General features: G+C 62.0%; 31 protein-coding genes and 2 tRNA genes. 16 read left to right on the top strand and 17 right to left on the bottom strand.

Annotation, left to right across the window (positions count from 1 at the left end; genetic code table 11):
* The first annotated feature begins 55 nt into the window (after positions 1–55).
* The 4 genes from glpX (at position 56) to V1475_RS10280 (ending at position 3,594) form a co-directional block, all read left to right on the top strand.
* On the top strand, positions 56–1,030 hold the full coding sequence (gene glpX, locus V1475_RS10295) for a class II fructose-bisphosphatase (protein WP_434288052.1): 975 nt from the start codon (positions 56–58) through the stop codon (positions 1,028–1,030).
* 97 nt (positions 1,031–1,127) lie between these two features.
* A complete protein-coding gene (locus V1475_RS10290) occupies positions 1,128–1,673 on the top strand; it encodes a cysteine hydrolase family protein (protein WP_479412673.1) in 546 nt (181 codons plus the stop codon).
* The gene (gene recJ / locus V1475_RS10285) at positions 1,670–3,415 is read left to right on the top strand and encodes a single-stranded-DNA-specific exonuclease RecJ (protein ID WP_479412672.1); all 1,746 of its coding nucleotides are present in this window, start codon (positions 1,670–1,672) and stop codon (positions 3,413–3,415) included. The genes V1475_RS10290 and recJ overlap by 4 nt, the downstream gene beginning before the upstream one ends.
* A 104-nt stretch (positions 3,416–3,519) precedes the next feature.
* Positions 3,520–3,594, top strand: a tRNA-Glu gene (locus V1475_RS10280).
* 380 nt (positions 3,595–3,974) lie between these two features.
* Here the strand turns inward: V1475_RS10280 and V1475_RS10275 are convergent.
* The 5 genes from V1475_RS10275 to V1475_RS10255 all read right to left on the bottom strand — a co-directional run bounded on the left by V1475_RS10275 (position 3,975) and on the right by V1475_RS10255 (position 6,973).
* Positions 3,975–4,049, bottom strand: a tRNA-Glu gene (locus V1475_RS10275).
* Between the two features lie 181 nt (positions 4,050–4,230).
* Complete coding sequence (locus V1475_RS10270) at positions 4,231–5,250, bottom strand: diguanylate cyclase (RefSeq protein WP_479412671.1); 1,020 nt, start codon at positions 5,248–5,250, stop codon at positions 4,231–4,233.
* Positions 5,247–5,846, bottom strand: coding sequence for a heme NO-binding domain-containing protein (locus V1475_RS10265; protein ID WP_479413968.1), 600 nt, complete (start codon positions 5,844–5,846; stop codon positions 5,247–5,249). The genes V1475_RS10270 and V1475_RS10265 overlap by 4 nt, the downstream gene beginning before the upstream one ends.
* A 131-nt stretch (positions 5,847–5,977) precedes the next feature.
* Positions 5,978–6,685, bottom strand: coding sequence for an HAD family hydrolase (locus tag V1475_RS10260; RefSeq protein ID WP_479412670.1), 708 nt, complete (start codon positions 6,683–6,685; stop codon positions 5,978–5,980).
* 9 nt (positions 6,686–6,694) lie between these two features.
* Entirely contained in the window at positions 6,695–6,973 is a 279-nt protein-coding gene (locus V1475_RS10255; RefSeq protein WP_479412669.1) for a DUF3572 domain-containing protein, read from the bottom strand.
* A gap of 142 nt (positions 6,974–7,115) precedes the next feature.
* On the opposite strand from V1475_RS10255, the gene V1475_RS10250 reads away from it, so the two are divergent.
* Positions 7,116–8,495, top strand: a complete 1,380-nt coding sequence (locus tag V1475_RS10250; RefSeq protein ID WP_479412668.1) for a diguanylate cyclase — start codon at positions 7,116–7,118, stop codon at positions 8,493–8,495.
* 98 nt (positions 8,496–8,593) lie between these two features.
* Positions 8,594–9,094, top strand: coding sequence for a hypothetical protein (locus V1475_RS10245; protein WP_479412667.1), 501 nt, complete (start codon positions 8,594–8,596; stop codon positions 9,092–9,094).
* Positions 9,095–9,131: 37 nt separating this feature from the next.
* On the opposite strand, the gene V1475_RS10240 is transcribed toward V1475_RS10245, so the two are convergent.
* The 4 genes from V1475_RS10240 to V1475_RS10225 all read right to left on the bottom strand — a co-directional run bounded on the left by V1475_RS10240 (position 9,132) and on the right by V1475_RS10225 (position 11,810).
* A complete protein-coding gene (locus tag V1475_RS10240) occupies positions 9,132–9,701 on the bottom strand; it encodes a periplasmic heavy metal sensor (RefSeq protein WP_434288062.1) in 570 nt (189 codons plus the stop codon).
* A gap of 3 nt (positions 9,702–9,704) precedes the next feature.
* Positions 9,705–10,139: a dihydroorotate dehydrogenase gene (locus tag V1475_RS10235; protein WP_479412666.1), complete on the bottom strand. Its 435-nt coding sequence runs from the start codon at positions 10,137–10,139 to the stop codon at positions 9,705–9,707.
* A complete protein-coding gene (locus V1475_RS10230) occupies positions 10,126–10,716 on the bottom strand; it encodes an RNA polymerase sigma factor (RefSeq protein ID WP_434290902.1) in 591 nt (196 codons plus the stop codon). The genes V1475_RS10235 and V1475_RS10230 overlap by 14 nt, the downstream gene beginning before the upstream one ends.
* A gap of 98 nt (positions 10,717–10,814) precedes the next feature.
* Positions 10,815–11,810 carry an EF-hand domain-containing protein gene (locus V1475_RS10225; RefSeq protein WP_479412665.1) on the bottom strand — a complete coding sequence of 332 codons (996 nt, stop codon included), beginning with the start codon at positions 11,808–11,810 and terminating at the stop codon, positions 10,815–10,817.
* A gap of 305 nt (positions 11,811–12,115) precedes the next feature.
* On the opposite strand from V1475_RS10225, the gene V1475_RS10220 reads away from it, so the two are divergent.
* A complete protein-coding gene (locus V1475_RS10220; RefSeq protein WP_434288065.1) occupies positions 12,116–12,535 on the top strand; it encodes a DUF983 domain-containing protein in 420 nt (139 codons plus the stop codon).
* A 24-nt stretch (positions 12,536–12,559) separates the two neighbouring features.
* Here the strand turns inward: V1475_RS10220 and V1475_RS10215 are convergent, their stop codons facing one another.
* Positions 12,560–13,024 (bottom strand): GNAT family N-acetyltransferase, encoded by a 465-nt coding sequence (locus V1475_RS10215; protein ID WP_479412664.1) that lies wholly within the window; start codon positions 13,022–13,024, stop codon positions 12,560–12,562.
* A 179-nt stretch (positions 13,025–13,203) separates the two neighbouring features.
* Here V1475_RS10215 and V1475_RS10210 point away from each other — a divergent pair, with 179 nt between their 5' ends.
* Positions 13,204–14,160, top strand: a complete 957-nt coding sequence (locus V1475_RS10210) for an isopenicillin N synthase family dioxygenase (protein WP_479412663.1) — start codon at positions 13,204–13,206, stop codon at positions 14,158–14,160.
* 11 nt (positions 14,161–14,171) lie between these two features.
* On the opposite strand, the gene V1475_RS10205 is transcribed toward V1475_RS10210, so the two are convergent.
* Entirely contained in the window at positions 14,172–14,561 is a 390-nt protein-coding gene (locus V1475_RS10205) for a winged helix-turn-helix transcriptional regulator (protein ID WP_066705734.1), read from the bottom strand.
* Positions 14,562–14,673: 112 nt separating this feature from the next.
* Here V1475_RS10205 and V1475_RS10200 point away from each other — a divergent pair, with 112 nt between their 5' ends.
* Positions 14,674–15,318: a pyridoxamine 5'-phosphate oxidase family protein gene (locus V1475_RS10200; RefSeq protein ID WP_479412662.1), complete on the top strand. Its 645-nt coding sequence runs from the start codon at positions 14,674–14,676 to the stop codon at positions 15,316–15,318.
* 45 nt (positions 15,319–15,363) lie between these two features.
* Here the strand turns inward: V1475_RS10200 and ppk2 are convergent, their stop codons facing one another.
* Positions 15,364–16,359, bottom strand: a complete 996-nt coding sequence (gene ppk2 / locus V1475_RS10195; protein ID WP_479412661.1) for a polyphosphate kinase 2 — start codon at positions 16,357–16,359, stop codon at positions 15,364–15,366.
* 184 nt (positions 16,360–16,543) lie between these two features.
* Here ppk2 and parE point away from each other — a divergent pair, with 184 nt between their 5' ends.
* Positions 16,544–18,499, top strand: coding sequence for a DNA topoisomerase IV subunit B (parE, locus tag V1475_RS10190; protein ID WP_479412660.1), 1,956 nt, complete (start codon positions 16,544–16,546; stop codon positions 18,497–18,499).
* A 9-nt stretch (positions 18,500–18,508) separates the two neighbouring features.
* Entirely contained in the window at positions 18,509–19,429 is a 921-nt protein-coding gene (locus V1475_RS10185; RefSeq protein ID WP_479412659.1) for an STM4504/CBY_0614 family protein, read from the top strand.
* Positions 19,430–19,605: 176 nt separating this feature from the next.
* Here the strand turns inward: V1475_RS10185 and V1475_RS10180 are convergent, their stop codons facing one another.
* The gene (locus V1475_RS10180; protein ID WP_479412658.1) at positions 19,606–20,031 is read right to left on the bottom strand and encodes a type II toxin-antitoxin system PemK/MazF family toxin; all 426 of its coding nucleotides are present in this window, start codon (positions 20,029–20,031) and stop codon (positions 19,606–19,608) included.
* Positions 20,032–20,218: 187 nt separating this feature from the next.
* Between V1475_RS10180 and V1475_RS10175 the strand changes: the two genes are divergently transcribed.
* The 5 genes from V1475_RS10175 (at position 20,219) to V1475_RS10155 (ending at position 22,480) form a co-directional block, all read left to right on the top strand.
* Entirely contained in the window at positions 20,219–20,644 is a 426-nt protein-coding gene (locus tag V1475_RS10175; protein WP_479412657.1) for an RcnB family protein, read from the top strand.
* Between the two features lie 140 nt (positions 20,645–20,784).
* Positions 20,785–20,946 carry a hypothetical protein gene (locus V1475_RS10170; protein WP_479412656.1) on the top strand — a complete coding sequence of 54 codons (162 nt, stop codon included), beginning with the start codon at positions 20,785–20,787 and terminating at the stop codon, positions 20,944–20,946.
* Positions 20,943–21,092 (top strand): hypothetical protein, encoded by a 150-nt coding sequence (locus tag V1475_RS10165; RefSeq protein WP_479412655.1) that lies wholly within the window; start codon positions 20,943–20,945, stop codon positions 21,090–21,092. The genes V1475_RS10170 and V1475_RS10165 overlap by 4 nt, the downstream gene beginning before the upstream one ends.
* A 99-nt stretch (positions 21,093–21,191) precedes the next feature.
* Entirely contained in the window at positions 21,192–21,488 is a 297-nt protein-coding gene (locus V1475_RS10160; protein WP_479412654.1) for a hypothetical protein, read from the top strand.
* A gap of 119 nt (positions 21,489–21,607) precedes the next feature.
* Positions 21,608–22,480 (top strand): phosphotransferase, encoded by an 873-nt coding sequence (locus V1475_RS10155; RefSeq protein WP_479412653.1) that lies wholly within the window; start codon positions 21,608–21,610, stop codon positions 22,478–22,480.
* Here the strand turns inward: V1475_RS10155 and V1475_RS10150 are convergent.
* The 4 genes from V1475_RS10150 to proS form a co-directional block, all read right to left on the bottom strand.
* Positions 22,477–23,157, bottom strand: a complete 681-nt coding sequence (locus V1475_RS10150; RefSeq protein ID WP_096807001.1) for an ABC transporter ATP-binding protein — start codon at positions 23,155–23,157, stop codon at positions 22,477–22,479. The two genes, V1475_RS10155 and V1475_RS10150, sit on opposite strands and share 4 nt — an antisense overlap.
* Positions 23,150–24,445 carry a lipoprotein-releasing ABC transporter permease subunit gene (locus tag V1475_RS10145; RefSeq protein ID WP_479412652.1) on the bottom strand — a complete coding sequence of 432 codons (1,296 nt, stop codon included), beginning with the start codon at positions 24,443–24,445 and terminating at the stop codon, positions 23,150–23,152. The genes V1475_RS10150 and V1475_RS10145 overlap by 8 nt, the downstream gene beginning before the upstream one ends.
* 91 nt (positions 24,446–24,536) lie before the next feature.
* Positions 24,537–25,043, bottom strand: coding sequence for a DUF2937 family protein (locus tag V1475_RS10140; RefSeq protein WP_434288080.1), 507 nt, complete (start codon positions 25,041–25,043; stop codon positions 24,537–24,539).
* A gap of 190 nt (positions 25,044–25,233) precedes the next feature.
* A complete protein-coding gene (gene proS, locus V1475_RS10135; protein WP_479412651.1) occupies positions 25,234–26,571 on the bottom strand; it encodes a proline--tRNA ligase in 1,338 nt (445 codons plus the stop codon).
* Positions 26,572–26,932 lie beyond the last annotated feature (361 nt).

The following is a 26,932-nucleotide window of genomic DNA, read 5'->3' as shown; positions in this document are numbered from 1 at the left end:
TGGTCATGAAGAGGGGCAGAATTTTCCGTCCGCCCGAAAAGGACCCGTAAGACAAATGTCGCAAGCCCCCAATTTCTTCGACCGTATGCTTTCCCTTGGCCTCGCCCGCGTGGCCGAACAGGCTGCCATCGCCTCCGCCGATTACGTCGGCCACGGCGATGAGAAGGCCGCCGATCAGGCCGCCGTCAACGCCATGCGCGATCAGCTCAACAAGCTCGACATTCAGGGCGTCGTGGTGATCGGCGAAGGCGAACGCGACGAAGCCCCCATGCTCTACATCGGCGAGAACGTCGGCAACGGCAACGGCCCCGCCGTGGACATCGCCCTCGATCCGCTCGAAGGCACCACGCTCACCGCGAAAGACATGCCCAACGCTCTGACCGTGATCGCCATGGCGCCGCGCGGCACGCTGCTGCACGCCCCCGACGTCTACATGGAAAAGCTGGCCATCGGGCCGGGCTACCCGAAAGACGTCGTTTCCCTCGACATGACCCCGACCGAGCGCGTCGAAGCGCTGGCCAAGGCCAAGGGCGTCGCCCCGAAAGACATCACGCTCTGCGTCCTCGAGCGCCCGCGCCACGAAGAGATGCTGGCCGAGCTGCGCGCCACCGGCGCCGCGATCCGCATGATCACCGACGGCGACGTTGCCGGTGTCATCCATTGTGCCGAGCCCACGACTGGCATCGACATGTACATGGGCTCCGGCGGTGCGCCCGAAGGTGTGCTCGCAGCCTCCGCGCTGAAATGCATGGGCGGCCAGATGTGGGGCAAACTTCTGTTCCGCAACGACGACGAACGTGGCCGCGCCGCCAAGGCGGGCATCACCGATCTCGACAAGATCTACTGCCGTGACGAACTCGTCACCTCCGACGTGATCTTCGCCGCAACCGGTGTGACCAACGGTTCCATCGTGCACGGCATCAAACGCGAACCGGGCTTCCTCACCACGGAAACCATCCTGATGCGCTCGAAAACCGGCTCGATCCGTCGCATGACCTACCGCAACCCGACCACGCCGAAGAAAGACTGATCGGAACGCGACCGGGGGCGTTGCCCTTCCCGGCAATCCCCGCCAAAATCGCTCCCGCCAGTCCGACTCTCCAGTCCGACACTGGCGGGAGTTTTTTATGACCACACTCATCCTTATCGACATTCAGACTGGCTTTGACGATCCCGTCTGGGGGCCGCGCAACAACCCCGAGGCCGAGGCCAACGCCGGGCGGCTTCTGGCCCATGCCCGAGATCAAGGCTGGTCGGTGATCCACATCCGCCATATCTCGAAAACACCCGGATCGCCCCTCTCCGGCGCAGGTCTTGCCTTCAAACCCGAGGTCACCCCCCTGCCCCATGAGCCCATCTTTGAGAAATCCGTCAACTCCGCCTTCATCGGCACCGATCTCGAAGCGCGGCTGCGCACAGCGGGCGAAACCGATCTGGTGATCTGCGGCCTCACGACACCCCATTGTGTCTCGACGACCACCCGCATGGCCGCCAATCTCGGCTTTGTCGTCACCCTCGCCCATGACGCCTGCGCCGCCTTTGCCGCCAATGCCGACACCTCCTGGGCCGGTCTGCCACCGATGTCCGCCGAAGACAGTCACATCAGTGCGGTCAGCCATCTGCACGGCGAATTTGCATCCGCCCGCTCCGTCGGCGATATACTGGGCCTATGACCGATTTCCTCAATGTCTCCGCCTCGCTCACCGGCCGCCGCTGGATCGGCCCCACCGCCGATCTCGACCGGCAGGCGGAGCTTCTGCTGCAACAGACCGGCCTGCCTCTGGCCCTCTGCCAGACCCTCGCCCGGCGCGGAGTGGCGCCCGAGGCGGCGGCGCAGTTCCTCGATCCCAAACTCAAGGACCTCTTGCCCGATCCGCTGACCCTCAAGGACATGGGCGTGGCCGCCACCCGCTTTCTCGACGCAACAAAACGCGGCGAAAACATCGCCGTTTTCGCCGATTACGACGTGGACGGCGGTACCTCGGCAGCGCTCCTGATCACATGGCTGCGCCAGATGGGCCGCCCCGCCACACTCTACATCCCTGACCGCATCGACGAGGGCTATGGCCCCAACGAACCGGCCATGGCGGAGCTTGCGAGGAACCACGACCTCATCGTCTGTGTCGACTGTGGCACGCTCTCCCATGACGCCATCGCCGCCGCCAAGGGGGCGGATGTCGTCGTGCTCGACCACCACCTGGGCGGCGAAACGCTCCCCGATTGCGTCGCCGTGGTCAACCCGAACCGTCAGGATGAAAGCGGCGATCTGGCGCATCTCTGCGCCGCCTCCGTCGTCTTTCTCATGCTGGTCGAGGTCGGACGACAAATGCGCGACGAGGGGCAGAAAGGCCCCGATCTCATGGCCATGCTCGACCTCGTCGCACTGGCCACCGTCGCCGATGTCGCCCCCCTGATCGGCGTCAACCGTGCCCTCGTCCGTCAGGGCCTCAAGGTCATGGCCCGACGCGACCGCATCGGCCTGCGCGCGCTCGCGGACGTGTCTCGCATGGACACCGCCCCCACATCCTATTCCCTCGGTTTTCTCTTGGGCCCCCGGATCAACGCCGGCGGACGCATCGGCGCCGCCGATCTCGGCGCACGCCTTCTCTCGACCGAAGACCCCCACGAAGCACAGGCCTTGGCCGAGCGGCTCGATGCGCTCAACACGGAGCGCCGCGAGATCGAAAGCGCCGTGCGCGACGACGCGCTGTTGCAGGCTGAACAGCGCGGTCTCGACGCCCCCCTCGTCTGGGCCGCAGGCGATGGCTGGCACCCCGGCGTGGTCGGCATCGTCGCCTCGCGTCTCAAGGAAGCCACCAACCGCCCCGCCGTGGTCATCGGCTTCGACGAAGACGGCATCGGCAAAGGCTCCGGTCGTTCCGTCTCCGGCGTCGATCTCGGCGCCTCCATTCAACGCCTCGCCGCCGAAGGATTGCTTGTCAAAGGCGGCGGGCACAAGATGGCCGCCGGTCTCACCGTGATGCGCGATCGGCTTGAACCCGCGATGGAGCGCCTCTCCGAACTTCTCGCCAAACAGGGCGCGGGGGCGATGGGGCCGTCCGATCTAAAACTCGACGGCCTTCTGATGCCCGGCGCCGCCACGCCCGAGCTGATTGCCCAGCTCGAAGCCGCCGGGCCCTATGGCGCCTCCGCCCCCGCCCCACGCTTCGCCTTTCCCGCCTGCGCCATCCATTTCGCCAAAAGGGTCGGCGCGAACCATCTGAAAGTGACCTTCTCCGAAGGCCAGGGACCGCGTCTCGACGCCATCTGTTTCGGCGCCTTCGACGGCCCGCTCGGCCCGGCCCTCGAACGCCACGGTGGCGCGCGGTTTCATCTCGCGGGCAAGCTCGAACTCAACACTTGGGGCGGGCGGCAATCCGTGCAACTGCGCCTCGAAGACGCCGCCGAGGCCTGAGTCGACGGACAAAAACACACCTGTCAAAAAAACTGCAAAATTCTGTGAGAATCCCTCTTGCGCCCCTCGCGCGCATCTCCTAAATACCCGCTCACGCCAAGCGCGGTCCGTTCGTCTATCGGTTAGGACGCCAGGTTTTCAACCTGGAAAGAGGGGTTCGATTCCCCTACGGACTGCCACTTTTCCCCTGACATCTCTGTGTATTCAGCCCACTGAAACGCCTTCGATGTGCTTTGATTCATAATGGTTCGGCGAAAATCCATGCCCATGCGTCTAGGGTCGGGGTGTAAACCATGTGTCATGAGGGGGGGCGAAATACAGGCTCGTCGGAGCGGCATATGCTTTGTCGCAGGACTGATCGATTGTCCCGCAGCCTTCGAAGTTCTCAGCACATTCTATCGTAGAAGGTCATACGTCTTGTCCGAGCGGTTTTGGCGCGCCGTCCCCATCATTTCTCTATGTCGTTTCCAGTGCCCAGTTCACACATGAATAGAACGGGTGACGCAAAGGCCGAATCCGGCTTGTGCGACTAGAAACACAGAGATTTCAGGGGGAAAAGTGGCAGTCCGTAGGGGAATCGAACCCCTCTTTCCAGGTTGAAAACCTGGCGTCCTAACCGATAGACGAACGGACCGCGCTTGGCGTGAGCGGGTGTTTAGGAGATGCGCGCGAGGGGCGCAAGAGGAAAATGTGCGAAACCTGCATTTCCTGATCCGCCTGCCGCCAGGCGCCGCGCAAACCTTCTGCCAGCGGCGCGGGCATAATAGCAGGCACAGCACCTGTGCGACCATGAAAACCACGCGCAGGCTGAGCAATCAGCCCCGGACACGGTGCTCCACATGATCGCTCACATGGCCATGATGCACCTTCGGATCGAACATGGTTGCCTGCGCACGCCCCTCGTATTTCGAGCTGTAGAGCGCAAGATCCGCATCGTGAATCATCACATCGGCATTGGGTGCCTCATAGAACTCCGTCGTGGTGATGCCCACCGAACCGGAGATCCGGCACATTTCGTCCTGATAGGGAATCGGCTCCTCGAGCCGCGCAATGATCCGTTCCGCCGTCCGCATAAGCCCGTCGTGCTCCATGAACTTGTTGAAGATCAGGATGAATTCATCCCCGCCCACGCGCGCGACCATATCGTCGCCCCGGGTCTCTTCGAGCAGGATCTTCGCCACCCGCTGCAACACCGTGTCCCCCGCCGCATGGCCCAGCGTGTCATTGACCGATTTGAAGTAATCGAGATCGAGATGCATGATCGCAAACGGCACACTCGAGCGCAGCATCCGCTCCATCACATGATCCATCGCCCGGCGGTTCTTCAACCCGGTGAGCGTATCGGTATAGGCCTGCTCCTCAGCGGCAACCTTGGCACCCTGCAAACGCGCGTTCAGTTGCTTCGTCTCTTCGAGCACCGCCGATTTCGCTTCCACCAGATAGAGCATCTCGATCGCAAGATCGGTATGGGCGAAATCTCCGGAGGTCAGCCGGTAATCCGCCACCGCATCGACAATCGAAATCCCGAAAGACAGGTTCAAAAGGTTCAGCCCCGTCCCGGGGATCGCCGCCGCCATGCCCTTGAGCGGCGTCGAAATCCCCGTGAGAAAATTGAGATAGAGCTTCGTCCCCAAAGGAATAGGCCCTTCGCCGCCACCTCGCCCGTTGTCACGCACGGAAAACACATCGGCGATCTGCGCTCCGATCAGGGTGTCAGGGTCGCGCAGCTTCGCCAGTGTCGGCGCGACATAACGGATCACCCCCGCATCGTCATACATCAGGCTCATCGGCATGAAGGCGATCAGCGGGGCGGGGTCGAATCTCATCGCACTCATAGCTCCCCCCCGATCCGCTCCGACAGCTCAAAGGCCCGGCCCTCGGCATAGGCCGCTTCGAGCAGGTTGATCGTGATGATTTCTTCGCCGGAATCCATCCAGCCCTGATGTTCGAGAAACACCAGAGCGCCATAATCGTCCGCCATCGCCCGCATCACCCCCACCATCGCATAGCCGAACCCCGGCATTGAGCTCAGGCAACTGAGCCGGAACGTGCCGTCGCCATTGTCCTCAACGCGCAAGGTCGGCATCTCGAGATCCGGCAGGGCCAGTTTCGCCCGCCCTTCCAGATCGTTGAGCGAAAACAGAAATTCCGTAAAATTCTCACCGCCGAAGCGCAACAGTCGGCGGATCGCCTCGACATTCGGATGCGACACGAGATAGGTTCCGAGATCCTCGAGAAAGGTTTCGACAGGCTTGTGCAACTGGCGCGCCGCGCGGCCCAGAACGTCGATCGTCAACCGGTCGGGATAGCTCAACATGGCCTCGAAATTGTCAAATCCGAGATCTGCGCTTTCCGCCACCGCCTGCCAGGTCGCCCCCCCGTATGTATCGCGCATGAAACACTGAATCGCGCGATTGATCATCCCATGCATGACGGCCATGTCTCCCAGTACCACTTGTGGGAGTGTTACGACCTGTCCCTTAAGAAATCACCAATGCCGCCGAAACAGTGTCCGGCATCTTCCTAAAATTAATCTGATTTCCCGTACTTTGCGCGAAAGTCTTACCGTCCGGACAACCACTCCGGCAGCTCCGCGACACTGCCCAGAACCACCTCTGCATAAGGCGCGAGCACCTCCGCCCCCGCCACGCCGGTCAGCACCGCCACCGGGATCATCCCCGCTCGCGCCGCCGCCTCCAGATCGTGCAGACTGTCGCCCACCATGAGACAGGCCCCGGCGCTCACACCCAGCCGCGCCGCCGCCCCGAGGCACGGGCCCGGCTCCGGTTTGCCGCCGAACCCGCTGTCATAGCCCACCACCGTACCAAAAAACTCCGCCACGCCCATCTTGCTCAGATGATCGTGCCCCGCCGCCTCGAAATCGTTGGTCACGACGCCCAGCGCCAGCCCCCGCGCCTGCAATGCCGCACAGGTCGTGGCCAGCCCCGCCACCGGGGCCGGGACGAAGGCCGCCGGGTCCGGCTCCAGCCAGGACAGGAGCCGATCCGGCGCGGCTTCGGGGAAAAACGGGCTGAGCAGGTCCAGCACCTCCTGCGGCGTGCCCGCGATCACGGCGCTGTCCGGGTGAAACCTCTGCGCGCTTCGGTCAAAGCCCAAAGCCTGCGCCACGGCGGCGCTCAGCCCCGCATCCGCACCGCAGATCCGGGCGATCACCGAGTCCGCCCAGGGTCCCCAGCTCGCCTGAAAATCCATCAGCGTGCCGTCCTTGTCGAACAGCACCGCCCCGATCTCACCCCCGATTTCGCGCATACCCCGGCCTCAGGTCCAGTTGATCTGCGCCCCGCCCGGAAGGGCCTGACGCGCGCGCATCGGATCATACGGATCGAGTCCCGTGGCCACCGCACAGGCATTGACCCAAGCATCGTCCATGGTCACGAAATCGAGAACCGCCGTGAGAATCTCGACCTCTCCCGCCCGGGCCATCAATTCGCCCGCAGAAATACCGCTAGAACCCAGAAAAACCGGGAAAATCTCCTCTTCTGAGGCCAGCCAGGCCAGAACTTTCAGGCCGATGACCTCGGCGGATTCCTGCTGCATCTGGGGATAACTCCAAAGGGTTGGAAACACTTTCTTAACCTTTGTGACCGAAATTATTAACCAGACGCAACACCAGAACCACAACAAAAATCAAATGCGGCATGGCGCTCTCCCCCAAAGCCGCAGCCAAAAAGGAACCCCGATGGCGGGCAGAATTCTGATCGCTGACAACGTGCCGACCAACAGGATCATCCTCAAGGTCAAGCTCGCGTCCGCCTTCTACGACGTCTCCCAGGCCACAACCGGCACGGCGACGCTCGCACAGGCGCGCGCAGAGCGGCCCAACCTCATTCTCCTCGATGTCGATCTCGGCGACATGTCGGGCTTCGAGACCTGCGCCCGGCTCAAAGCCGACCCGCTGACCGCGCATATTCCCGTCGCCATCCTCACCCCCGCGCAAAACCCCGAAGCCAAGATCGCTGCGCTCAAGGCCGGGGCCGACGAGGTGCTGTCGAAACCGCTCGACGAATTGACCCTCACCGCGCGGGTTCGCGCCCTGATGCGCGCCTCCGCCACCTCCGAAGAACTGCGCCGCCGCAACGAGACCGCCCGCGCGCTGGGGTTTTCCGAGGCGCAGGGGCAATACGAGACCCCCGGCAAGATCGCCCTGATCGGGACGACCACCGAGGAGGCGATGAGCTGGCGCGCCGGGCTCAAGGGCATGGTGCATGACGAGATCGCCATCGCGCGCGCCGATCATCTGCTCGAAACCATTTATCATGGCGAGATCGCCGATCTCTACGTGATCTCCACCCGCGCCGGTGGCGACGGGCTGCGACTGATTTCCGATCTGCGCGCCCGTGAGGCCACCCGTGGCGCGGGCATCGTCGTCGTCCATAGCCCGCAGGACCGGCGCGAGGCGCTGATGGCGCTCGATCTCGGGGCCAACGATCTGATCGCCCGCGGTGCCGACCCCGAAGAAATGGCCCTGCGCCTGCGCAGCCAGATGCGGCGCAAGAAGGAAACCGACCTGCTCAAACTCACCCTCGACGAGGGGCTCCGCCTCGCCACCCGCGACAAGCTCACCGGGCTTTACAACCGGCATTATGCCCTGCCCCATCTCGACAAGATCGCCCGCGAGGCCCGCGCGACGGCTCAGCATTTCGCGCTTATGCTGATCGACATCGACCGGTTCAAATCCGTCAACGACACCTGGGGCCATGCCACGGGCGACGCGGTTCTGATCGAAGTGGCCAGACGGCTCGCGGACAATCTCCGCGGCATGGATCTGGTGTCGCGCTTCGGCGGTGAGGAATTCCTGATCTGCATGCCGATGACCTCTCTGATGGAGGCCCGCGCCGTCGCCGAACGGCTGCGGGCCGGGGTCTGTGCCCGTCCGGCCGCAATCGCCCCCGATACGACCCCGATCAGCGTTTCCGTCTCCATCGGCCTCGCCATGGGGGGCGACCAAGGCGCCGCGACACCCGATATCGACACGCTTCTGGCCATCGCCGACCGCGCGCTTTACGCCGCCAAGGCCGAAGGCCGCAACCAGGTCACGCTGGGTTCTTACGCCGCCTGACGACGGCGCACATCCACCCGATCTTGCCATGACACGTCCGCTCTGCCAGCATGATCTGCACATGCTCGCAAAGCCCTCTTGTCACGTCTGGAGCCGATATGATGCAACGCCTGACCGGCCTTCTCCTTCTCACGCTCTGCCCGGCGGCCAGCTTCGCCTTGTCGCCGCTGGAGCGCATGGTCCTTGAGGAGTTGACCTGTGAGCGCGCACCAAACTCTCTCGCCATCCTGCGCAACCTGTCGGACAACGGACAAATCACCCCCGGCGACAACCTCGGATATGACAGTCTGAGTTGCTGGAAGATCGTGGGGGGCCTCACCCTCGCCGGAATGCCCTTCGAGAGCCTTTGCGTCTACGAAGACTCCCCCTCCCTTCAGGCCAGCTCTCCCGAGTTTTATTATCGCGGCCCCGGCACCTCTCCGGGGCAGACCCTGTCCCTCGGCTCCTCAGAGAGCGCCGCGGCTCTGTCCGATTGGTATCTGAAGATTTTCGGCCCGCGCAATGTCAACACCGCCATCTCCGAGGGCGAGGAGACGACCCTCCAATCGGTCAGCGAAGTGCGCTGTACCGACTGGATGCTGCCCCCGCCCCGCGACTGAAACGCAAAAGCGCCCCGAGGGGCGCTTTGTGTCACGTTCAGTGGTTCGGCCCGTTGCCCGGACCATTGCCCGGCCCCCGTTCGCCCTGCTCATGCGGCGGGCGCGGCGGGTTGCGCAACATGTCCTCAAGCCGTTCGGCATAGGCCTTGCGCTCGTCCACACTCATCTCCGCGATATGCGCAGCCACGAGCCGGGACCCGATCTGTTGACCTCGGGCAAACTCCTGTTGCTGTTCGGACAGCAGGGTCTCGAACCCCGCCGCATCGAAATCGTCCGCCTTGAGCGCCACGATCATCGCCTCGAACATCGCACCGGCCTTTTGCCGTGCCGCCTTCGCATCCCCGGCGCTGCGCGCAAACTCACGCCCCAGCGCCCGACGGTCCTCGGTCTCAAGCGCGCCGACAAAAGGCCCGAAGCCGAAATCGCGCGCCTGCAACGACCGTTCCCGATCCATCCCGGCATTCCAGCGCAGCACAGCCCCGCCAACGATACCCAAGATCGCGATATTCAGCGCCAGCGACACCACCAAAGCGATCCGGCTCCAGTGCACGCCCTTCCCGGTCTCCACGCCGGTCTCCACGGGGGTAGGAGTTTGCTCATCCGTCATTGATTATCCTTCCACCGCCAGTTCGTAAAAGCTCGGGAGCAGCGCATCGATCCCGTAATCGCTCGTCGCCGTATCATAGCTCTCCGTCCCGGACACATAAGACCCGGTCGCAAGTGCGGTCACCGCAGACGGGGCGCCAAGTCCGATCGCAAGCCCCGCGACGCCCGCCGTCGCAAGCCCCGCCACCGCGCGCCAGCCGCCCAGTGCCGCCACCATCGCGGCAACCAGAGGATGACGCTGTTTCGCGGGGGCACGCAGAGCCACAAGCCGCGCGGCCTCGGCCGCCTCTCGGGTGTCGATCATGCCTTCGGCATCGGCGAGGATGCGTTCCATCAACCCGCCAGACGGCAACATCGTCTCACGGCGCGCCTCTTTGAAAAGCGCCTCCAGCTCCCGTTCCGGAAACTCAACCGTCCGTTTGTCGTCACGATTCGTCATTTTCGAACCCCAATATCTCGCGCTGAGAGGCCAAAGCCGCCGCCAGCGCCCTCTTGCCGCGCGCGGTCAAACTCTCGACCGCCTCGACACTGATCTCCAGAACCTCGGCAATCTCCGGATTGCCCAACCCCTCGATATGTCGCAACACCACCGCCTCGCGTTGCCGGTCTGGCAACTGATCCAGCGCGGACTGCAACGCATCGACCCTCTGACGCTGCATCAGCACAGCATCCTGCGAGGGCCGCCCGTCTTCCGGCTCGGCGATCTCGTCGAGCCCCTTGCTGCGCCGCTTGCGCAGCCGGTCGGTGCACAGGTTGGTCACCACACGGTAGAGCCATGTCGTCACCTGCGCCTCGCCCTGCCGCCACTCGGGCGCGATCTTCCAGAGCCGCAACATGGCGTCCTGCGCCACATCTTCGGCCTCTTCGCGATCCTTCAGAAGCCGGGCGGCATAGCCCACGACCCGTGGCGTCAGCCGAAGGGTCAACGCGCGCGCCGCCGCCCTGTCGCCATTGCCGAAGGCAACGAGCAGGGCTTCGTCGGAAACATCATTGAGGGCGTCGAAGGGCATGGTCATCACCGGTTCTGCGTAACGCAATCGCGTCGAGAGGTCCATATCGGTCCATCACGTCCTTGACCGGGGGCGCGAACGCCCCCGATCCTGTCTCATCGGCCTCAGTTGCCGTCCGCCTCAGGCGCGTCCTGCGCCGGGGCTTGTTGCATCATCGGGGCTTGCTGGCCGTACATCGGGCCATAGCCCTGACCGTTCATCGGACCATAGCCCATGCCCGGTTGGCCTTGCATCGCGCCATAGCCTTGGCCGTTCATCGGACCGTAACCCTGGCCGCCTTGCGGGCCGTAACCCATCTGGCCACCCTGCGGACCATAACCCTGTCCGTTCATCGGGCCATACCCCATGCCCGGCTGACCTTGCATCGCGCCGTAGCCTTGGCCGTTCATCGGACCATAGCCCATCTGACCGCCCTGCGGGCCGTAACCTTGCCCGTTCATCTGGCCGTTCATCGGACCGTAACCCATGCCCGGATGGCCCATCATGCCACCCATCATGCCCATGTGACCTTGCTGCATCTGGCCACCCATCTGGCCACCTTGGCGGCCATGTTTACCCTGCATCTGACCGCCTTGGCGGCCCTGCATCCCACGGGTCATCGCGGCAAGCTCGTCTTCGCTCAGCGCGCCGTCATCGTCACGGTCGAGCCGGTCGAAAATCGTCCCGGCACCCGGACCCTGCATTTCCTCGGCGCTCAGCACACCGTCATCGTCGGTGTCGCGCGCTTCGATCATCGCCGTGGCACGGGCTTTCATCCGTTCGACCCGCTGGGCCTCCTGACGGGCATAAAGCTCGTCTGCGTCCACGGTGCCGTCGCCATTGGTGTCGACCTTGGCGAATTGCGCCGCGCGGAAGGCGTCGATTTCTTCCTGACTGATCTTGCCGTCTTCATCGGCATCGACCGCCGCGAAATCGAAATCCGGACCGAAGGGGCCAAAGCCCCGTTGGCCATTCATCTGGCCACCCATCTGGCCCATCTGACCCTGGGCGCCGCCCGGACGCATCATCCGGTCCTGTTGACCACCTGCGGCCAGCGCCACGGACGATCCGCCCAGAACGGCGATCAGCGCGACGGTGGAAACAATGCTCTTACGTGTCATGTCTTTCATCCTCTTTTAAGGCTACCCTCGCGCGGCCTTTTGAACTCCCCTTCAAGCCGCGCTTTCAAAGACACAAACGCGCCGCCCCGCTCTTTCCGTCGCGCTCTCCGGCGAAATCTCCGATCAAACCCGCATCACAGCGCCGTGAACGGTAGCTTTGTCGTCGAAAACATGTCAGCTTGCCCGAGGAGGAGAGCGCGCCGGACCCCGCGCGCGACATCGCGCCGCAAGGACAATCCGCGCGGCACGTTCGATTGTGCTGTCCTCTAGACTTCGCCCGAACCGCACATGAAGGCGCGCCCCACATGACCGATCTTTCTCACGGCTACATGGCCGCACAGACCTCACCCACCGATGGCGAACGCGAGTTGCGCCCCGCGTTGATGCGCGGCTGGAAGCGCCGCTGCCCCTGTTGTGGCGGTGGGCCGATGATGAAGGGCTATCTGACCGTGCGCGACGAATGCCCGGTCTGTGGCGAGGACCTGTCGCATCATCGCGCCGATGACGGACCGGCCTATCTCACCATCCTGATCGTCGGCCATCTGATGGCCCCGCTGCTCGGCTGGGTCTTTGTCGCCTTCCGCCCCGATCCGCTGGTGCTGGTCGCAATCTTCGCCACCGGCACGGTCGCGCTCTCGCTCTATCTCCTGCCGCGTCTCAAGGGCATGATCGTCGCCTTTCAATGGGCCAAGCGCATGCATGGCTTCGGCGGGGACGACTCCTAGGCTCAGGACCCATCAATCCTGAGCCTAAAGCACCTTCTCATAGTGAATGCGGTCATACCCGTCGCTCTCGCCGCGATGGGTCTCCTGATACCCAAGCTTCGGATAAAGAACCTGCGGTCCGGTCATCACCGCATTGGTATAGACCCGCATAAGGGCCGCGCCCTCATCGCGCGCCTGCGCCTCCGCCGCCTCGATCAAACGCCGCGCAAACCCCTGCCCCCGCACCGCCTCCGACACCGCCAGAACATCGAGCATCATCGCCCCATCTTCCTCGGGATAGATGAAGACCACTCCCAAAACCGCCGCGCCCCGGACCGCAACCGTCACCCGCCCCCGCGCCACGATCTCCGCATAATCATAAAGCGCGGGCGCAGGCGGCTTGCCGATCAGCGGCGTATATTGTGCAAAAGCCATCACCACCAGATCGGTGATCGCCGCCACATCTTCGGGCACGGCCGGGCGCAGCATCGGGGGCATCGTTTCACTCATCGCACCACTCATCCACATCGCGCGCGCCCTGTCATGGGGCCAGATCGGCTCAAAGATAGAGCCTGCCCGCGCTGCAATGGCCCTGCAACGGCCCTGTGCACCGCCGCGCGTCACGGCAGAAATTGACAGAAGCCCCGCACGCCCGTTCTATCGGCACAGCACAACAGAAAGCCCGCACCATGACTGCAAACTCCCCCGATTTCCCGATGCTCGACCTCGCCGCCTTCCAAGCCGCCGATCCCGAGGGCCGCGCCGCCATCGCCGCCGAGGTGGATCGCATCTGCCGCGAAACCGGCTTTCTCGCCGTTACCGGCCACGGTGTGCCCACGGATGTGATCGCGGCGCTCTGGTCCCACGCCCGCGCCTTTTTCGGACAAACCCCTGAGGCAAAACACAAGGTCGCCCCCACGCCCGGCGGTCCCTATGGCTACCTCGCTCCCGGCACCGAGGCTCTGGCGAAATCCTGCGGCGAGGACACGCCCCCGGACCTGAAGGAAAGTTTCAACGGCGGCCCCGCCGCCATTCCGCCCGGCGAGACCGACCCCGATGCGCTCGCCTTTTGCTACGCCCCGACACCCTTTCCGGATCTGCCGGGCTTCAAAGACGCATGGCGCGGCTATTATGCGGAAATGGAGGCCTTGGCGGCCCGGATCATGGAGGTCTTCGCCGTCGCGCTGAAGCTGCCCGCCGATCATTTCGCACCCTATATCACCACGCCGATCTCCGGCATGCGGGCGCTGAACTACCCGGCACAAGACAAGACCCCCGAAGAAAACCAGCTCCGCGCGGGCGCTCATACCGATTATGGCTCGCTGACGATCCTTTTGCCCGAACCGGGCTCGCGCGGTCTGGAAATCCTGACGCCGGAAGGGAACTGGAAAGGCATCCCCCCCGTCGACGGCGCCTTCGTGATCAACATCGGCGATCTCATGGCGCTCTGGACAGGGGGCCGCTGGACCTCGACGCTGCACCGCGTCGTCACGCCGCCGGACTGGGCCACCAAGACGCGCATGTCGATTGCCTATTTCCATCAGCCGAACTGGCACGCCGAGGTCAAACCGCTCTCCGGCCCCGCCTCCGAGGCGGTCACCTCAGGCCCCTATCTGATGAGCAAATTCGCCGCCGCCAACGGCTAAGACAAAGAGGCTTACGCCTCCTCCCCCGTCGCATCCGTTTCCGACAGCGTATACCGAAGCCCCCAAGCGCGCAGCCCCGTCAGGATCGGTGTTAGCGCCTCGCCCTTCTCCGTCAACCGGTATTCCACCTTGGGTGGCACAACCGGATAGACGGTGCGCGTCAACACACCGTCCGCCTCCAACTCCCGCAGTTGCTTCGTCAACGTGCGTTGCGTAATCGCGCCCACCGCGCGCCTGATTTCGCTGAACCGCATCTCTCCGCTCAGCAGATGGAACAGGATGACGCCCTTCCACTTGCCGCCGATCACCTCGAGCGCGCTTTCGACCGCACAATTCTTCGAATGGCTGTAGCTGGTGAAACGCTGCGCCCGTCCCGGCGCGCCGGTGTTCCGGTCCTCCATGGTATCCTCTTTGATACTGAGTATATAAATAGTGCATTATTGCCGATGATATACCGAAATCCGATACATGTGTCAGCCGCTCCGCGCGCCGCGCAAAATCCGAGGAATACACATGTCCGATTTCGACCGCTCCCCCGACGGCCTCGCCTTTTCCCTCGCCGTTCAGGCGGCACAAGACAGGCTTGGCTCCCGTCCACAATATGCACGGGCCCAATGGCCCATCGACATCTCCCCGGACCTCGAAGCGTTCATCTCCGCCCAGCGTAGCATCTTCCTCGCAACGGCCAGCGCCGAAGGCCAGCCCTATGTCCAGCATCGCGGCGGTCCGCCGGGCTTTCTGAAAGTGCTGGATTCGCGCAGCATCGGCATGGCCGATCTGCGCGGCAACGGTCAGTATATTTCCCTCGGCAACCTGTCCGAAAACGACAGGGTGGAGCTGTTCCTGATTGACTATGCCCACAGGCGCCGGGTCAAGATCTGGGGCCGTGCGCGCATGGTCGAGGACGACCCCGATCTGGTCGCCCGCCTGATGCCTGACGACATGCGAGGCCGGGCCGAGAGGGCCTTGCTGATCGAGGTCGAAGCCTGGGACGTGAATTGCCCGCAGCATATCCCCCAGCGCTTCGAAGCCGAGGATGTGGCCGCCGCGCTGGCCGAAAAAGACCGCAGGATTGACGCACTGGAACGCGAGATCGAAAGCCTCCGCAGCCGCTTCCCGAATTGGGAGGGCTGCGGAGACGATCTCTGGGAAACGTAAGCTGGGCAGGCCTAAGCCGAGGAAACGTAAGAGGGGCGGCTCCGTTTACACTTTCCCGTTCTTGCCGCGCCGCGCATCCGGGTGGAGCGCGGAGGCAAGGATATGCTCGCTTTTATGCACCACATGTCCGGCCTGCCCGACGATCATCGGGTCCGGCTCGCCGATCAGCGCCTCGTCCTTGTCCGGGTAATCGAGGTTCATCAGGAAATGTTTCATGCATTCGATCCGGGCGCGTTTCTTGTCGTTCGACTTCACGATGATCCAGGGCGCATCCGCCGTGTCCGTGTAAAAGAACATCGCCTCTTTCGCCTCGGTGTAGTCGTCCCATTTGTCCAGAGAGGCCTTGTCGATCGGCGAGAGTTTCCACTGTTTGAGCGGATCGGTTTCCCGCGCCTTGAACCGGCGCTGTTGTTCCGCCTGTGTCACCGAGAACCAGTATTTGTAAAGCTTGATCCCCGAACGCGTCAGCATCCGCTCGAACTCCGGCGTCTGGCGCATGAATTCGAGATATTCGTTCGGCGTACAGAACCCCATCACCCGCTCGACCCCCGCGCGGTTGTACCACGAGCGGTCATAGAGCACGAATTCGCCCGAGGTCGGCAGGTGTTCGACATAGCGCTGAAAAAACCACTGGCCCTTTTCGGTTTCCGTCGGTTTGTTCAGCGCCACAACGCGGGCGTGGCGCGGGTTCATATGCTCCATGAACCGCTTGATCGTGCCGCCCTTGCCCGCCGCGTCGCGCCCCTCGAACAACAACACATATTTCTCGCCGGTCTGCTGCGCCCAGAGCTGCACCTTGAGCAATTCCGCCTGAAGCGCCACCTTGGTGCGCTCGTATTCCAGCCGCGACATCCTCTTGCGATACGGGTATTTGCCGGTCTCGAAGGCGGCACGGATCTTGTCCGGCGTCACCGTCGGGAATTGTTTCGGCCCGCCATGCACGACCGCATCGTCCCCCCCGGCCTCCGGCGCGGCAGCCGTCTCGGTCAGGCTCTTCGCGGGCGCAGAGGTTTCGGCGGCGGGCGTCATGGGCGTCGTCATGCGGGCATATCTCCATTCTTCGGCAAACTGTGCGCTTGTCATCTCCCTGTTACACGAAAACCCTTTGCTTTTCCTTGATCTGAGGCAAGCTTTCCGGCCTTTTCCCCGCAAGCGCTTGCGCCTTTTGCGCCCCGATGGTCTAATCCTTGATCAAATTCGCCATCATAAGAATCGAGCAACCACCATGTCCGACGATCTCCTCGCAGGGGCCGAGCCCGCCTATGACGCTTCCTCCATCGAGGTGCTCGAAGGGCTGGAACCCGTCCGCAAACGCCCGGGCATGTATATCGGCGGCACCGATGAGCGTGCGCTGCATCACCTCGTGGCCGAAATTCTCGACAACTCGATGGACGAGGCCGTCGCCGGTCACGCCAACCGCATCGAGATCACGCTGCACGCCGATTACTCGGTGACCATCGTGGACAACGGCCGCGGCATTCCCGTCGATCCGCACCCGAAATTCCCCGGCAAATCCGCGCTCGAAGTCATTCTCTGCACGCTCCACGCCGGTGGCAAATTTTCTGGCAAGGCCTATCAGACCTCCGGCGGTCTGCACGGCGTCGGCTCCTCGGTCGTCAACGCCCTCTCCGATCTGCTGATCGTGCAGGTGGCGAAAAACAAGGAACTGTTCGAACAGCGCTTCTCCCGCGGCATTCCCCAAGGCCCGGTCGAGAAAATCGGTGCTGCCCCGAACCGTCGCGGCACCTCGGTGAAATTCCATGCCGACGAACAGATCTTCGGCCACCATCGTTTCAAACCCAAACGCCTCTTCACCCTCGCCCGCTCCAAGGCCTATCTCTTCTCCGGCGTCGAAATTCGCTGGAAGTCCGAGATCGACGATAATGAGACACCAACCGAGGCCACCTTCCACTTCCCCGGCGGCCTCGCCGATTATCTCTCCGAAACCTTGGGGGCCGTCACCACCTATTCCGACCGTCCCTTCGCCGGTGTGGTCGAATTCGGCCCCCGCTTCGGGGTCCCCGGCAAGGTTGAATGGGCGATCAACTGGACCCCGTCGCGCGACGGCTTCATTCAGTCCTACTGTAACACCGTGCCAACGCCCGAGGGCGGCACCCACGAAGCCGGATTCTGGGCCGCCGTGCTCAAGGGCGTGCGCGCTTACGGCGAACTGGTCGGCAACAAGAAGGCCAAGGAGATCACCCGCGACGATCTCCTGACCGGCGGCTGTGCCCTTGTCTCCTGTTTCATCGCCGATCCGGAATTCGTCGGCCAGACCAAGGACCGCCTCGCCACCACCGAGGCCGCGCGCCTCGTCGAAAACTCCGTCCGCGACCATTTCGACAACTGGCTGGCCGCCGACACCAAATCCGCCGGTGCGATCCTCGATTTCCTTGTGCTCCGCGCCGAAGAACGCATGCGCCGCCGTCAGGAAAAAGAGACCCAGCGCAAATCCGCCACCAAGAAACTCCGTCTGCCCGGCAAGCTCACCGACTGTTCCTCGAAAGACCGCGCCAACACCGAGCTGTTCATCGTCGAGGGCGACTCTGCCGGCGGCTCCGCCAAAGGTGCCCGCAAACGCGAAACGCAGGCTTTGTTGCCGCTCAAGGGTAAAATCCTCAACGTGCTGGGCGCGGCCTCGAACAAGCTCACCTCGAACCAGGAAATCTCGGACCTCTGCGAAGCGCTTGGCGTTGGCATGGGCACACGGTTCAACGTCGATGACCTGCGCTATGAACGCGTCATCATCATGACAGACGCCGACGTCGACGGCGCCCACATCGCCTCGCTGTTGATGACGTTTTTCTACACCCAGATGCGCCCGCTGATCGACCAAGGCCATCTCTTCCTCGCCTGCCCGCCGCTCTACCGCCTGACCCAGGGCGCGAAACGCGTCTACTGCCTCGATGAGGCAGAGCGCGACCTGTGGCTGGAAAAAGGCCTTGGCGGCAAAGGCAAAATCGACGTCTCGCGGTTCAAGGGCTTGGGCGAAATGGACGCCAAGGATTTGAAAGAAACCACGATGGACCCGGCGACGCGCAAGCTCATCCGGGTGACGATCGACGAAGACGAACCGGGCGAAACCGCCGATCTGGTGGAGCGTCTGATGGGGAAAAAGCCGGAATTGCGCTTCCAGTATATTCAGGAGAACGCGCGGTTTGTTGAGGAATTGGATGTGTAGGAGGGATTAGTGGTAGTTTGTGACCTTTTTTCTAAACGTGCAAAGCGCACTAAAAGTCCTGTTGACGATGTCTTTCAGTACGAAAAAATCAGTCAAAAGCTTCGAACACAAATCGTTCACATATGGTATGATGCCCTCGGCACATATGCCAATTTTGACGGTTACGGGCACACAGATGCGCATGAAGCGTACACTTCCTTAGTTAATGCCCTAAGGAGAGAGTATGGCGTCTTTTGCCTTGTTAAAGAGCACCATAATGCAAAAGATGAGTTTCATGAGCTTATAAACTTTTTCCTTCAAGAAACGGAAACCGAAAAAGTTTTAGATGTAGTAGAGTTGTCTTTTAAGCTCATCTCTATGCGCGCCGAAAGCGGTAGATACAATTGGGCAGATATTGGATACACAGCCATCAAAGAACTGAACGTTCGATTTAGAGAAGATGGCACTGGGTATCAATTTGAGAATGAACAAATAATGAGGATCGACTCCCTTCATCTTCATCAACACAACATTCTTCCCGCCCTCAAAATCCTAAACGAGAAAAGATTTTCCAACGCAAACGAAGAATTCAGGTCGGCGATTGAACACCAAAAAAATCAGAAAAACCAAGAGGCAATTGCTGATTGCCTAAAGTGTTTTGAGAGCGTCATGAAAATCGTACTCACGGAGAACAGGGAGCGAGATGTCGAGAATCTAACTGCTAGCAAATTGATTGAGCGCATCTTCCAAGCAGAGCTTATTCCTAAATATCTTACAAATGAATTCAATTCTCTAAGATCAATTTTGGAATCCGGTTTACCAACTGTTCGCAATAAGACATCTGGCCATGGCCAAGGAGCCATCAAGAAGAATATTCCGAATGCTATGGTTGATTTCTGCATCAATTTGACCGCAGCAAACATAAACTTACTTGCGCGTGCTAACGATTAATGAACAGAAGGGCGACCTTATTGTTCAGTGTTGCCCCCCAAAAAAGCAAAGACCCCGCCGAAGCGGGGCCTTACAGCACTGGCCATCGGATTGCTGTCTCCGGTCTGACCAGCGGCCCTTGGTAGGGTCTTAATGCGGATGCCGAAGCAGGGCCGCCACAAGCGAAATATAATCCTTCACAGATGCTTTGTCAAAACCGACAGGCCCAGCCCATGCAGCACACAAGACATCACACGCGCCAACTCTGCCTCAGGAAGCGTTTCCATCTGGTAAACCCGCCGCCCGTTGCGATCCTTCCCAAGCCGCAACAAATCCGTCCGTTGCCAGCTTACTGAACACACCATATCCCCCTTCACCCAGCGCGTGATCTTGCCCCACCTCGGCGGCAAGGCAAATGGAATATCCAGCGTACAATGATAGGGCATCGCCGGTTCCGGTACAGTCGTGCTCAACGGCACAACGGTACAAAGCCCGTGACGATTTTTGATCGCCTTGGACACAACCACCGCAAGCCTCGGCTTGATCATCTCCGGTGGCACAAATCCTTTATCGAAATCGACGCAAACAATGGTTCCCTGAGCGGGATGGTATCTGAGGCCCATAATCCCTCTGATCTCCTTTTCCCTGACTGAATCACAAAGACCGGAAGTCGGACAAGATCAAAAATCGGCACCCCCACCGGCAACAATCCCCCCGCCTCGGCACCCTTCCGCCCATCCCCTCACTGAGGGGAACCCTTCCGCGCCCGGCCGGGTTATATCTCCGAAAACGACATTCGGAGGACAGAGCATGATCTCTTTCACCAAACCCCTTCTCCTTGCCGCTGCGGCCCTCGCCGCCGCCCCGGCGCTCGCCGACGGGCACAAGGACAAGAAACCCAGAAACGCCCCGCAAGAGGTCTATGTCTACCACGTCCCCAAAGGCTGTCACCTGCCGCCGGGGATCGAGAAGCAGATGCGCGAGGGCAAGCGCAGCACCCTGCCGCCCGGCCTCGATCAGCAATGCTACGGCAAACAGGCCTCTCATCACCGCTACGAGCGCGGCGACCGTCTGCCCGACGGCTACCGGGTGATCCGCGATTACGACCGCTACGGCCTGCCCGACCCGAAAGGCGACCGCTATGTGATTTCCGGCGACACGATCTACAAGATCGCCCGCGACGCCGCGATCGTGATCACCGCCATGGGGATTTACAACAACATCACCGGCAACTGACCCCCTCCGATGTTTCCCCGCAAAGCCCGCAGATCCCCCTGCGGGCTTTTTGCGTTTCACACACTCCAATGTCACACAACCGTGACGCAACCGACCCCGCACGCTGCACGTTTTCCCTTTGAAAACAAAGGAGATTTGTGATGAAACTCAACAAACCGCTCACCAAGCCCATGATCGCCCTTCTGCTTGCCCTGACCGCCACCCCGGCCCTTGCCGCGCCGACTGGAAACAATGGTCAGGGTTTCGGTGTGGGCGAAGTGCCGCCGGGTCATCAGAAAAACAACTGCCTTCCGGCTATGTGATCATTGACGATTACGCGCAATACAACCTGCCGGCCCCGAACGGTTTCAAATATGCCAAACATGACGGCAAGATCGTCAAAATCGACAGCGACACGATGCAAGTGATTGCGACCGTCGGCCTGATCTCTGCTTTGCTCGGCAACTGATCTCAAGATCACAGCCGAAATATCACAGCCGCGCGATCCCGCGACGGAAGCCCGGGCGCGGCGCGTTTACGGTCTCAGTTCCAATCGACGGAGGCCGACATGCGCCGCACCAGACTGACCCGACCCGCCCTCGCCGCCAGCATCCTGCTGTTGGCCACCCCGGCCCTCGCCAATGGCCCGCAGGGTGGCCCTCAAGGTGGTCCGCAATCCGGCCCGCAGGGGCAAATCATGCTTTACCCGCAACAGCAGCAGATGCAGCACCAACAGCCCCAGACACATCTCCGCCAACAGCCCGCACCGCATCCCGTCCGGGTGGAAAAACAGAGCAACAGCGATCTGGGCAATGTGCTGACCGCGCTGGCCGCCATTGGCGTTCTGGCCTCTGTGCTCGACTAAAGCGTCTGATCTCCTGTCGGGCCATCGTGCCCGACAGAAGTCCGACACAAATCCGACGCTTTGCCGACAGTTCTCGCAAAGCCTTTGACCGCCCCGCTTGCGCGCCGCATAGTCGCGCCATGGCACGGTCTTTCGACACATTCGATCTGGTGTCCGCCCATCGGCGGCTCGAAGACCTGTTCATCGAACGCCCCCGGCTCACGGCCCGCGCGCAAGAGGTCGAGGCGTTCCAGACCTACGGCCAGCGCGCGGTGTTTCGCCTGATCTGGGATGGCCGTCCGGCGATTGCCAAGCTGATCTGGCACAGCGAGAAAACCCGTGCCGTCAACGGCCAGACCTCTGCCCTCAAACAGATGGCGAAAACCCTCGAAGGCCGCCCCGCCCATGTGCCGCAAGTGCTTCATATTGCTCCGAAAGCCGGTTTTTTCGTGATCTCGCTCATCGCGGGCAAAAGCGGTCATGAGTTGCTCCGGGACCAAGGGGCTGCCGCGATCCCTGAACTGATTCAGGCCGCGCGTCTCTGGCTTTTCGAAGCCACGCGGAGTGATCGGAAACCGGGGATTTTCCCCATGGCCCGCGCCCGGCGCATCCTCGACGACTGCGCCGACGGCCCTGCCCGTGACGTGGTCCTGCGCACCCGTGATTTGTTGCAAAACGCCCCCGAGACCCTGACGATCTGTGGCGGTCATGGCGATTTCTGGCCCGGAAACCTGATCGTAGGCCCCGCAGGCATCACCGCCATCGACCTCTCCGGACGGCGGTCGAACGCGCTCATCGAAGACATCGCCTGTTTCGCGCAAGGCCTTGCAGAACATAGTGAATCTGGCCTGACGCCGGAGATCACAGCTCCGCTTTTGTCGCTTCTCCCGGAGGTGGAAGCCGCCCGCGCCTTCCCGATTTTCAGCGGTCTGGCGCTGGCGCGCAAGCTCCATGCCGGGGGCGGTCTCGGCTACGCCCATGAGCGCGCCCGGTTTCTCGGGGAAACCCCTTAAACCGGCACGATCTGGCCGTCTTCAAGCCGCACCACCCGGTCCATTTTCGCAGCCAATTCAAGGTTATGCGTGGCGATCAGGGCCGACAGCCCCTCGTCGCGCACAATCCCCATCAGCACATCGAACACCAAAGCCGAGGTCGTCGGATCGAGGTTCCCGGTCGGTTCGTCCGCAAGCAAAAGCCCCGGCTTGTTGGCCAGCGCACGGCAAAAGGCGACCCGTTGCTGTTCGCCGCCCGAAAGCGCCGAGGGACGGTGCGAGGCACGTTTGCCCACGCCGACTTTTTCGAGCAAATTCATCGCCCTGTCCCGCGCCTCACGCTCCGGAACGGCATTGGCGAGTTGCGGCAGAATAACGTTGTCGAGCGCCGTGAACTCGGGCAGCAGATGGTGGAACTGGTAAATGAACCCCACCCCCGCGCGGCGCATGGCGGTGCGGGTCTTGTCGCCCTGCCCGGTCATGTCCTGTCCATTGATCCGAACCGTGCCCGTGTCGGGCAGGTCCAGAAGCCCCGCAATGTGCAGAAGCGTCGACTTCCCGGCTCCCGAAGGCGCGATCAATCCGACGATCTCGCCGCGTGCGACGGTGAGGTCCACACCGCGCAACACATCGACTTCGTTGGGTTTTCCGGCGTTGTAGGTCTTTCGGATCTGGTTCAGGGACAGCATGTCACTCATAGCGCAGCGCCTCCACAGGGTTCATCCGTGCGGCACGGCGCGCGGGCAGAATGGTGACGAGGAACGACAGGCCAAGCGAGAGGCCGACCGCTTTGAAAATGTCGACGGCACGCAGCTCGGCGGGCAGTTCGTAAATGCCCCGGATCGACGGGTCCCAAGCCCCGCCGCCGCTCATCCAGTTCACGAAACTCAACACCTGGTCGATATAAATCGCAAACAACGACCCAAGGATCACGCCGAAAATCGTCCCCAAGACGCCGGTGATCGCCCCGCAGATGAAAAACACCCGTAGCACGGACCCTTCGGTCAGCCCCACGGTGCGCAGGATGCCAATGTCGCGCCCCTTGTTTTTCACCAACATGATGAGGCCGGAGACGATATTCATCGACGCGATGAGCACCAGCACCGAGAGGATGACGAACATCACATTGTCCTCGATGTCGAGCGCGCGCAGGAAGGCCCCCGAGGCATCGCGCCAGGTCCAGACCATGCCGCGTTCGCCGACGGCTTGCAGCAGCGGAATGGCCATATCGTCGACCTGATCCGGATGCTCGACCATGACTTCGATCTCATCCGCCGCGCCTTGCCGGTTGAAGAACTTTTGCGCCTCCGTGAAAGGCAGGTAAGCGCGTGTTTTATCAATGTCATAGCGCCCGGCGGAGAAGACATAGACCACTTCGAAAGACGACACGCGCGGGCTTGTGCCAAAGGCGGTTTTGGCCCCGTCCGGCGAGATCAGCTTGATCTTGTCGCCCACCGTCACGCCCAGGTCGCGCGCCACGCCAGAGCCGATGGCAATGCCTTCGGGAAAGCGAGACACATCGCCCCAATGCTCGTCCGGTTCGATCGCCACGCGTGGAATGGTCATCAGGTTCTCGGGCGAAATCCCATAGACCTCGATCCCCGCATTGCGACCGTTAGACGAGACCATGACCTGCCCGCGCACCAAGGGCGCGGCGCGGGTCACGCCCGGCACCTCGCGCAGCTTGGCGGCCCAGTCGTCATAGTCCTCAATCGCGCGCGAGGTGGTGCCCTCGGGCGTCACGTAGATCGAGGAATAGACCGTCACATGGGCGTTGGAACCTAAAATCGTGTCGACGAATTCGTCGCGAAACCCGGTCCGCACGGCCAGCGTGATGATCAAGGCCGCCACGGCAAGCGTGATGCCGATGAGCGAAATCCACGTCATCACCGACACGCCCCCCTCTTCGCGACGGGCGCGCAGATAGGCAAAGGCGATTTTCCACTCGAAGCGGGAAAAGGGCTTGGTCGTTCTGGCCGCGTCCACGGGTGGGCTCCTCACAAGTTTGCCAGACCAAACCCTTTGCCGGACCAAAGGTCAAGCACGGGTCGGGTGAAGCCTACGTGAACAGCCGGGATCAGAACGTGAGACCGGCACGCGCCTTGCCGCGCCGAAACGGCCAGAGCAAAAGTGCCAGCAGCGCCGAGAGCGCGGCCCACCCCGCAGCATAGCCCGCAAGCGCGGAAATCCCGCCCTCAAGCGTCAGCGGCAAAGCCGGACGAAAGTCGTCAAAGGTGGCGCGGGCAAGCTTGGTGTCGGCGACACGCTGTGGCATGGTCAGACGCTCCAGCGGCGTGGCGGTGCGCAAGGCGGTTAGGTCGTCGGAGAGACGGTCATGCCGGTCGATGGTCTGGCGCATGTCCCGACGGCGGTTTTCCAGAAACACCGATCCGCCCATGGAGGCAAGCGCTTCCTCCCGGGTCATCTCCGCCTTGCGGGCGGAGGCATCGAAATCGGCGATCACGATGCCTAAAGCCTCGACCTGACCGGCGAGACGCTGAGTATATTGCTGGGTGAACTCGGGAAACTGGGACACAACGGCGGCCCCCAACAGGCCGCCCGCAAGGGCGAGTGCTCTCAACATGGCTGCCTCTCTTCCGTCTTTTGCGGAGTTGAATGGGGAGAGGCTAAAAGGATTCGGGGGCGCGAGACAAACCTGTCCCCGCCCCCGATTTCAAAACGTGCGAAATCTCGCCGATAAAGCGTCATGCCTTTAACCTGAGACATCAGATAAAGGAGAGGCGCGTGCAACGCTTATATCTTGTACTGCGCTCTCAAAGCCCGGCGTAGATTTTCGCGATCTTCTCGATGGCCAGTTCCGGCGTCATCTCTTCGCTCTCGCCCGTGCGGCGCGAGGTCACTTCGACCACACCATTGGCGAGCCCGCGCGGGCCGACCGTGATGCGCCAAGGCAGACCGATCAGGTCCATCGTGGCGAATTTCGCACCGGCGCGCTCGGAACGGTCGTCATAAAGCGCCTCAAGCCCCAGCGCCGCGAAGCTCTTATAGAGCGCTTCACAGGCCGCATCCGCCTCGTCGTCGCCCTGTTTCAGGTTGACAATGCCGACATGGAACGGCGTCACGCCCTCCGGCCAGATGATGCCTTTGTCGTCATGGTTCGCCTCGATCAGCGCGCCCAGAAGACGGGACACGCCGATCCCGTGCGAGCCCATCTGCACCGGCACAGGCTTGCCATCCGGCCCCTGCACGGTCGCGCCCATGGCTTCGGAATATTTCGTGCCAAAGAAGAAAATCTGCCCAACCTCGATCCCGCGCGCAGCACGGCGGCGCTCTTCGGGCACTTGATTGAACAGGGCTTCGTCATGGGTCTCGTCGGTGCGCGCGTAAAGCGAGGTGAATTCCTCCATCACGGCGCGACATTGATCGACATTGTCGTAATCAATCTCGCGCTGGCCGAGTTTGATGTCGGTCACGGCGCTGTCGTAGAACACTTCGGACTCGCCGGTTTCGGCCAGAACGAGGAACTCGTGCGTGTCGTCGCCCCCGATCGGGCCGGAATCGGCGCGCATCGGAATGGCCTGAAGGCCCATGCGCTCATAGGTGCGGATGTAGCTGACGAGGTGACGGTTATAAGAGTGCAGCGCATCCTCAACGGTCAGGTCGAAGTTATAGCCGTCTTTCATCAGGAATTCGCGCCCGCGCATGACACCGAACCGGGGCCGCATCTCGTCGCGGAATTTCCACTGGATGTGATAGAGCGTCAGAGGCAAGTCTTTGTAAGATTTGACATAAGAGCGGAAGATGTCGGTGATCATCTCTTCGTTCGTCGGGCCATAGAGCATCTCACGCCCCTGACGATCAGTGATGCGCAGCATCTCTTCGCCATAGTCGTCATAGCGCCCGCTTTCGCGCCACAAATCGGCCGATTGCAGCGTCGGCATCAGAAGCGGGATGTGACCCGCGCGCTGTTGCTCTTCATGAACGATCTTTTCGACCTTCTGGAGCACCTTGTAGCCCAGCGGCAGCCAGGAATAGATCCCCGCCGATTGCTGACGGATCATCCCCGCGCGCAGCATCAGACGGTGCGACGCGATCGACGCCTCGGCAGGAGTTTCTTTCAAAACCGGCAGGAAATAGCGCGACAGACGCATGCGGGAAGCCCTCGAGTGATCAGTGTTTGCAACGGTCTATGCCATCGCTTTCGGCCAGACAAGCCGCAGGGCGCGGGAAACTTGCGCAAAGCCCATGCATCTTAGACTTTCAGAAAGCGACATGGGATAAGGCTTGGGGTGATGACAACGGTTACAGTCCCCACATGGCTCGTCCCCTCACCCCGCGAACGCCTCCCGTGAACACATCCTGTGAACTGGTCCAAACCTTCGTCGCCGATCCTGCAAAGAGCACTCTGTGCCTCTCATTCCATCTTCTTCCCTCTCTCGGGACGCGTTTACTACAGGCAAGTTGATCCCCACGGCCTCTTCCCCTTGAAACCCGTCTCTGCGCGGGCGATAT

Source organism: Celeribacter sp. SCSIO 80838 (assembly GCF_056498065.1).
Note: the sequence above shows the minus strand (reverse complement) of the source record. Positions and strands in the feature narration are given on the sequence as shown.

What these genes read in the sequence shown, in the direction of transcription:
- V1475_RS10210 (WP_479412663.1), top strand. Translation starts at nt 13,204, where the DNA reads ATGACTGCAAACTCCCCCGATTTCCCGATGCTCGACCTCGCCGCCTTC.
- V1475_RS10290 (WP_479412673.1), top strand. Translation starts at nt 1,128, where the DNA reads ATGACCACACTCATCCTTATCGACATTCAGACTGGCTTTGACGATCCC.
- V1475_RS10205 (WP_066705734.1), bottom strand. Translation starts at nt 14,561, where the DNA reads ATGGAGGACCGGAACACCGGCGCGCCGGGACGGGCGCAGCGTTTCACC.
- V1475_RS10215 (WP_479412664.1), bottom strand. Translation starts at nt 13,024, where the DNA reads ATGAGTGAAACGATGCCCCCGATGCTGCGCCCGGCCGTGCCCGAAGAT.
- V1475_RS10155 (WP_479412653.1), top strand. Translation starts at nt 21,608, where the DNA reads ATGGCACGGTCTTTCGACACATTCGATCTGGTGTCCGCCCATCGGCGG.
- parE (WP_479412660.1), top strand. Translation starts at nt 16,544, where the DNA reads ATGTCCGACGATCTCCTCGCAGGGGCCGAGCCCGCCTATGACGCTTCC.
- V1475_RS10175 (WP_479412657.1), top strand. Translation starts at nt 20,219, where the DNA reads ATGATCTCTTTCACCAAACCCCTTCTCCTTGCCGCTGCGGCCCTCGCC.
- V1475_RS10170 (WP_479412656.1), top strand. Translation starts at nt 20,785, where the DNA reads ATGAAACTCAACAAACCGCTCACCAAGCCCATGATCGCCCTTCTGCTT.
- V1475_RS10140 (WP_434288080.1), bottom strand. Translation starts at nt 25,043, where the DNA reads ATGTTGAGAGCACTCGCCCTTGCGGGCGGCCTGTTGGGGGCCGCCGTT.
- proS (WP_479412651.1), bottom strand. Translation starts at nt 26,571, where the DNA reads ATGCGTCTGTCGCGCTATTTCCTGCCGGTTTTGAAAGAAACTCCTGCC.
- V1475_RS10250 (WP_479412668.1), top strand. Translation starts at nt 7,116, where the DNA reads ATGGCGGGCAGAATTCTGATCGCTGACAACGTGCCGACCAACAGGATC.
- V1475_RS10245 (WP_479412667.1), top strand. Translation starts at nt 8,594, where the DNA reads ATGATGCAACGCCTGACCGGCCTTCTCCTTCTCACGCTCTGCCCGGCG.
- V1475_RS10230 (WP_434290902.1), bottom strand. Translation starts at nt 10,716, where the DNA reads ATGACCATGCCCTTCGACGCCCTCAATGATGTTTCCGACGAAGCCCTG.
- V1475_RS10260 (WP_479412670.1), bottom strand. Translation starts at nt 6,685, where the DNA reads ATGCGCGAAATCGGGGGTGAGATCGGGGCGGTGCTGTTCGACAAGGAC.
- V1475_RS10265 (WP_479413968.1), bottom strand. Translation starts at nt 5,846, where the DNA reads ATGCATGGGATGATCAATCGCGCGATTCAGTGTTTCATGCGCGATACA.
- V1475_RS10240 (WP_434288062.1), bottom strand. Translation starts at nt 9,701, where the DNA reads ATGACGGATGAGCAAACTCCTACCCCCGTGGAGACCGGCGTGGAGACC.
- V1475_RS10235 (WP_479412666.1), bottom strand. Translation starts at nt 10,139, where the DNA reads ATGACGAATCGTGACGACAAACGGACGGTTGAGTTTCCGGAACGGGAG.
- glpX (WP_434288052.1), top strand. Translation starts at nt 56, where the DNA reads ATGTCGCAAGCCCCCAATTTCTTCGACCGTATGCTTTCCCTTGGCCTC.
- V1475_RS10220 (WP_434288065.1), top strand. Translation starts at nt 12,116, where the DNA reads ATGACCGATCTTTCTCACGGCTACATGGCCGCACAGACCTCACCCACC.
- V1475_RS10270 (WP_479412671.1), bottom strand. Translation starts at nt 5,250, where the DNA reads ATGAGTGCGATGAGATTCGACCCCGCCCCGCTGATCGCCTTCATGCCG.
- ppk2 (WP_479412661.1), bottom strand. Translation starts at nt 16,359, where the DNA reads ATGACGACGCCCATGACGCCCGCCGCCGAAACCTCTGCGCCCGCGAAG.
- V1475_RS10225 (WP_479412665.1), bottom strand. Translation starts at nt 11,810, where the DNA reads ATGACACGTAAGAGCATTGTTTCCACCGTCGCGCTGATCGCCGTTCTG.
- V1475_RS10160 (WP_479412654.1), top strand. Translation starts at nt 21,192, where the DNA reads ATGCGCCGCACCAGACTGACCCGACCCGCCCTCGCCGCCAGCATCCTG.
- V1475_RS10150 (WP_096807001.1), bottom strand. Translation starts at nt 23,157, where the DNA reads ATGAGTGACATGCTGTCCCTGAACCAGATCCGAAAGACCTACAACGCC.
- recJ (WP_479412672.1), top strand. Translation starts at nt 1,670, where the DNA reads ATGACCGATTTCCTCAATGTCTCCGCCTCGCTCACCGGCCGCCGCTGG.
- V1475_RS10255 (WP_479412669.1), bottom strand. Translation starts at nt 6,973, where the DNA reads ATGCAGCAGGAATCCGCCGAGGTCATCGGCCTGAAAGTTCTGGCCTGG.
- V1475_RS10180 (WP_479412658.1), bottom strand. Translation starts at nt 20,031, where the DNA reads ATGGGCCTCAGATACCATCCCGCTCAGGGAACCATTGTTTGCGTCGAT.
- V1475_RS10200 (WP_479412662.1), top strand. Translation starts at nt 14,674, where the DNA reads ATGTCCGATTTCGACCGCTCCCCCGACGGCCTCGCCTTTTCCCTCGCC.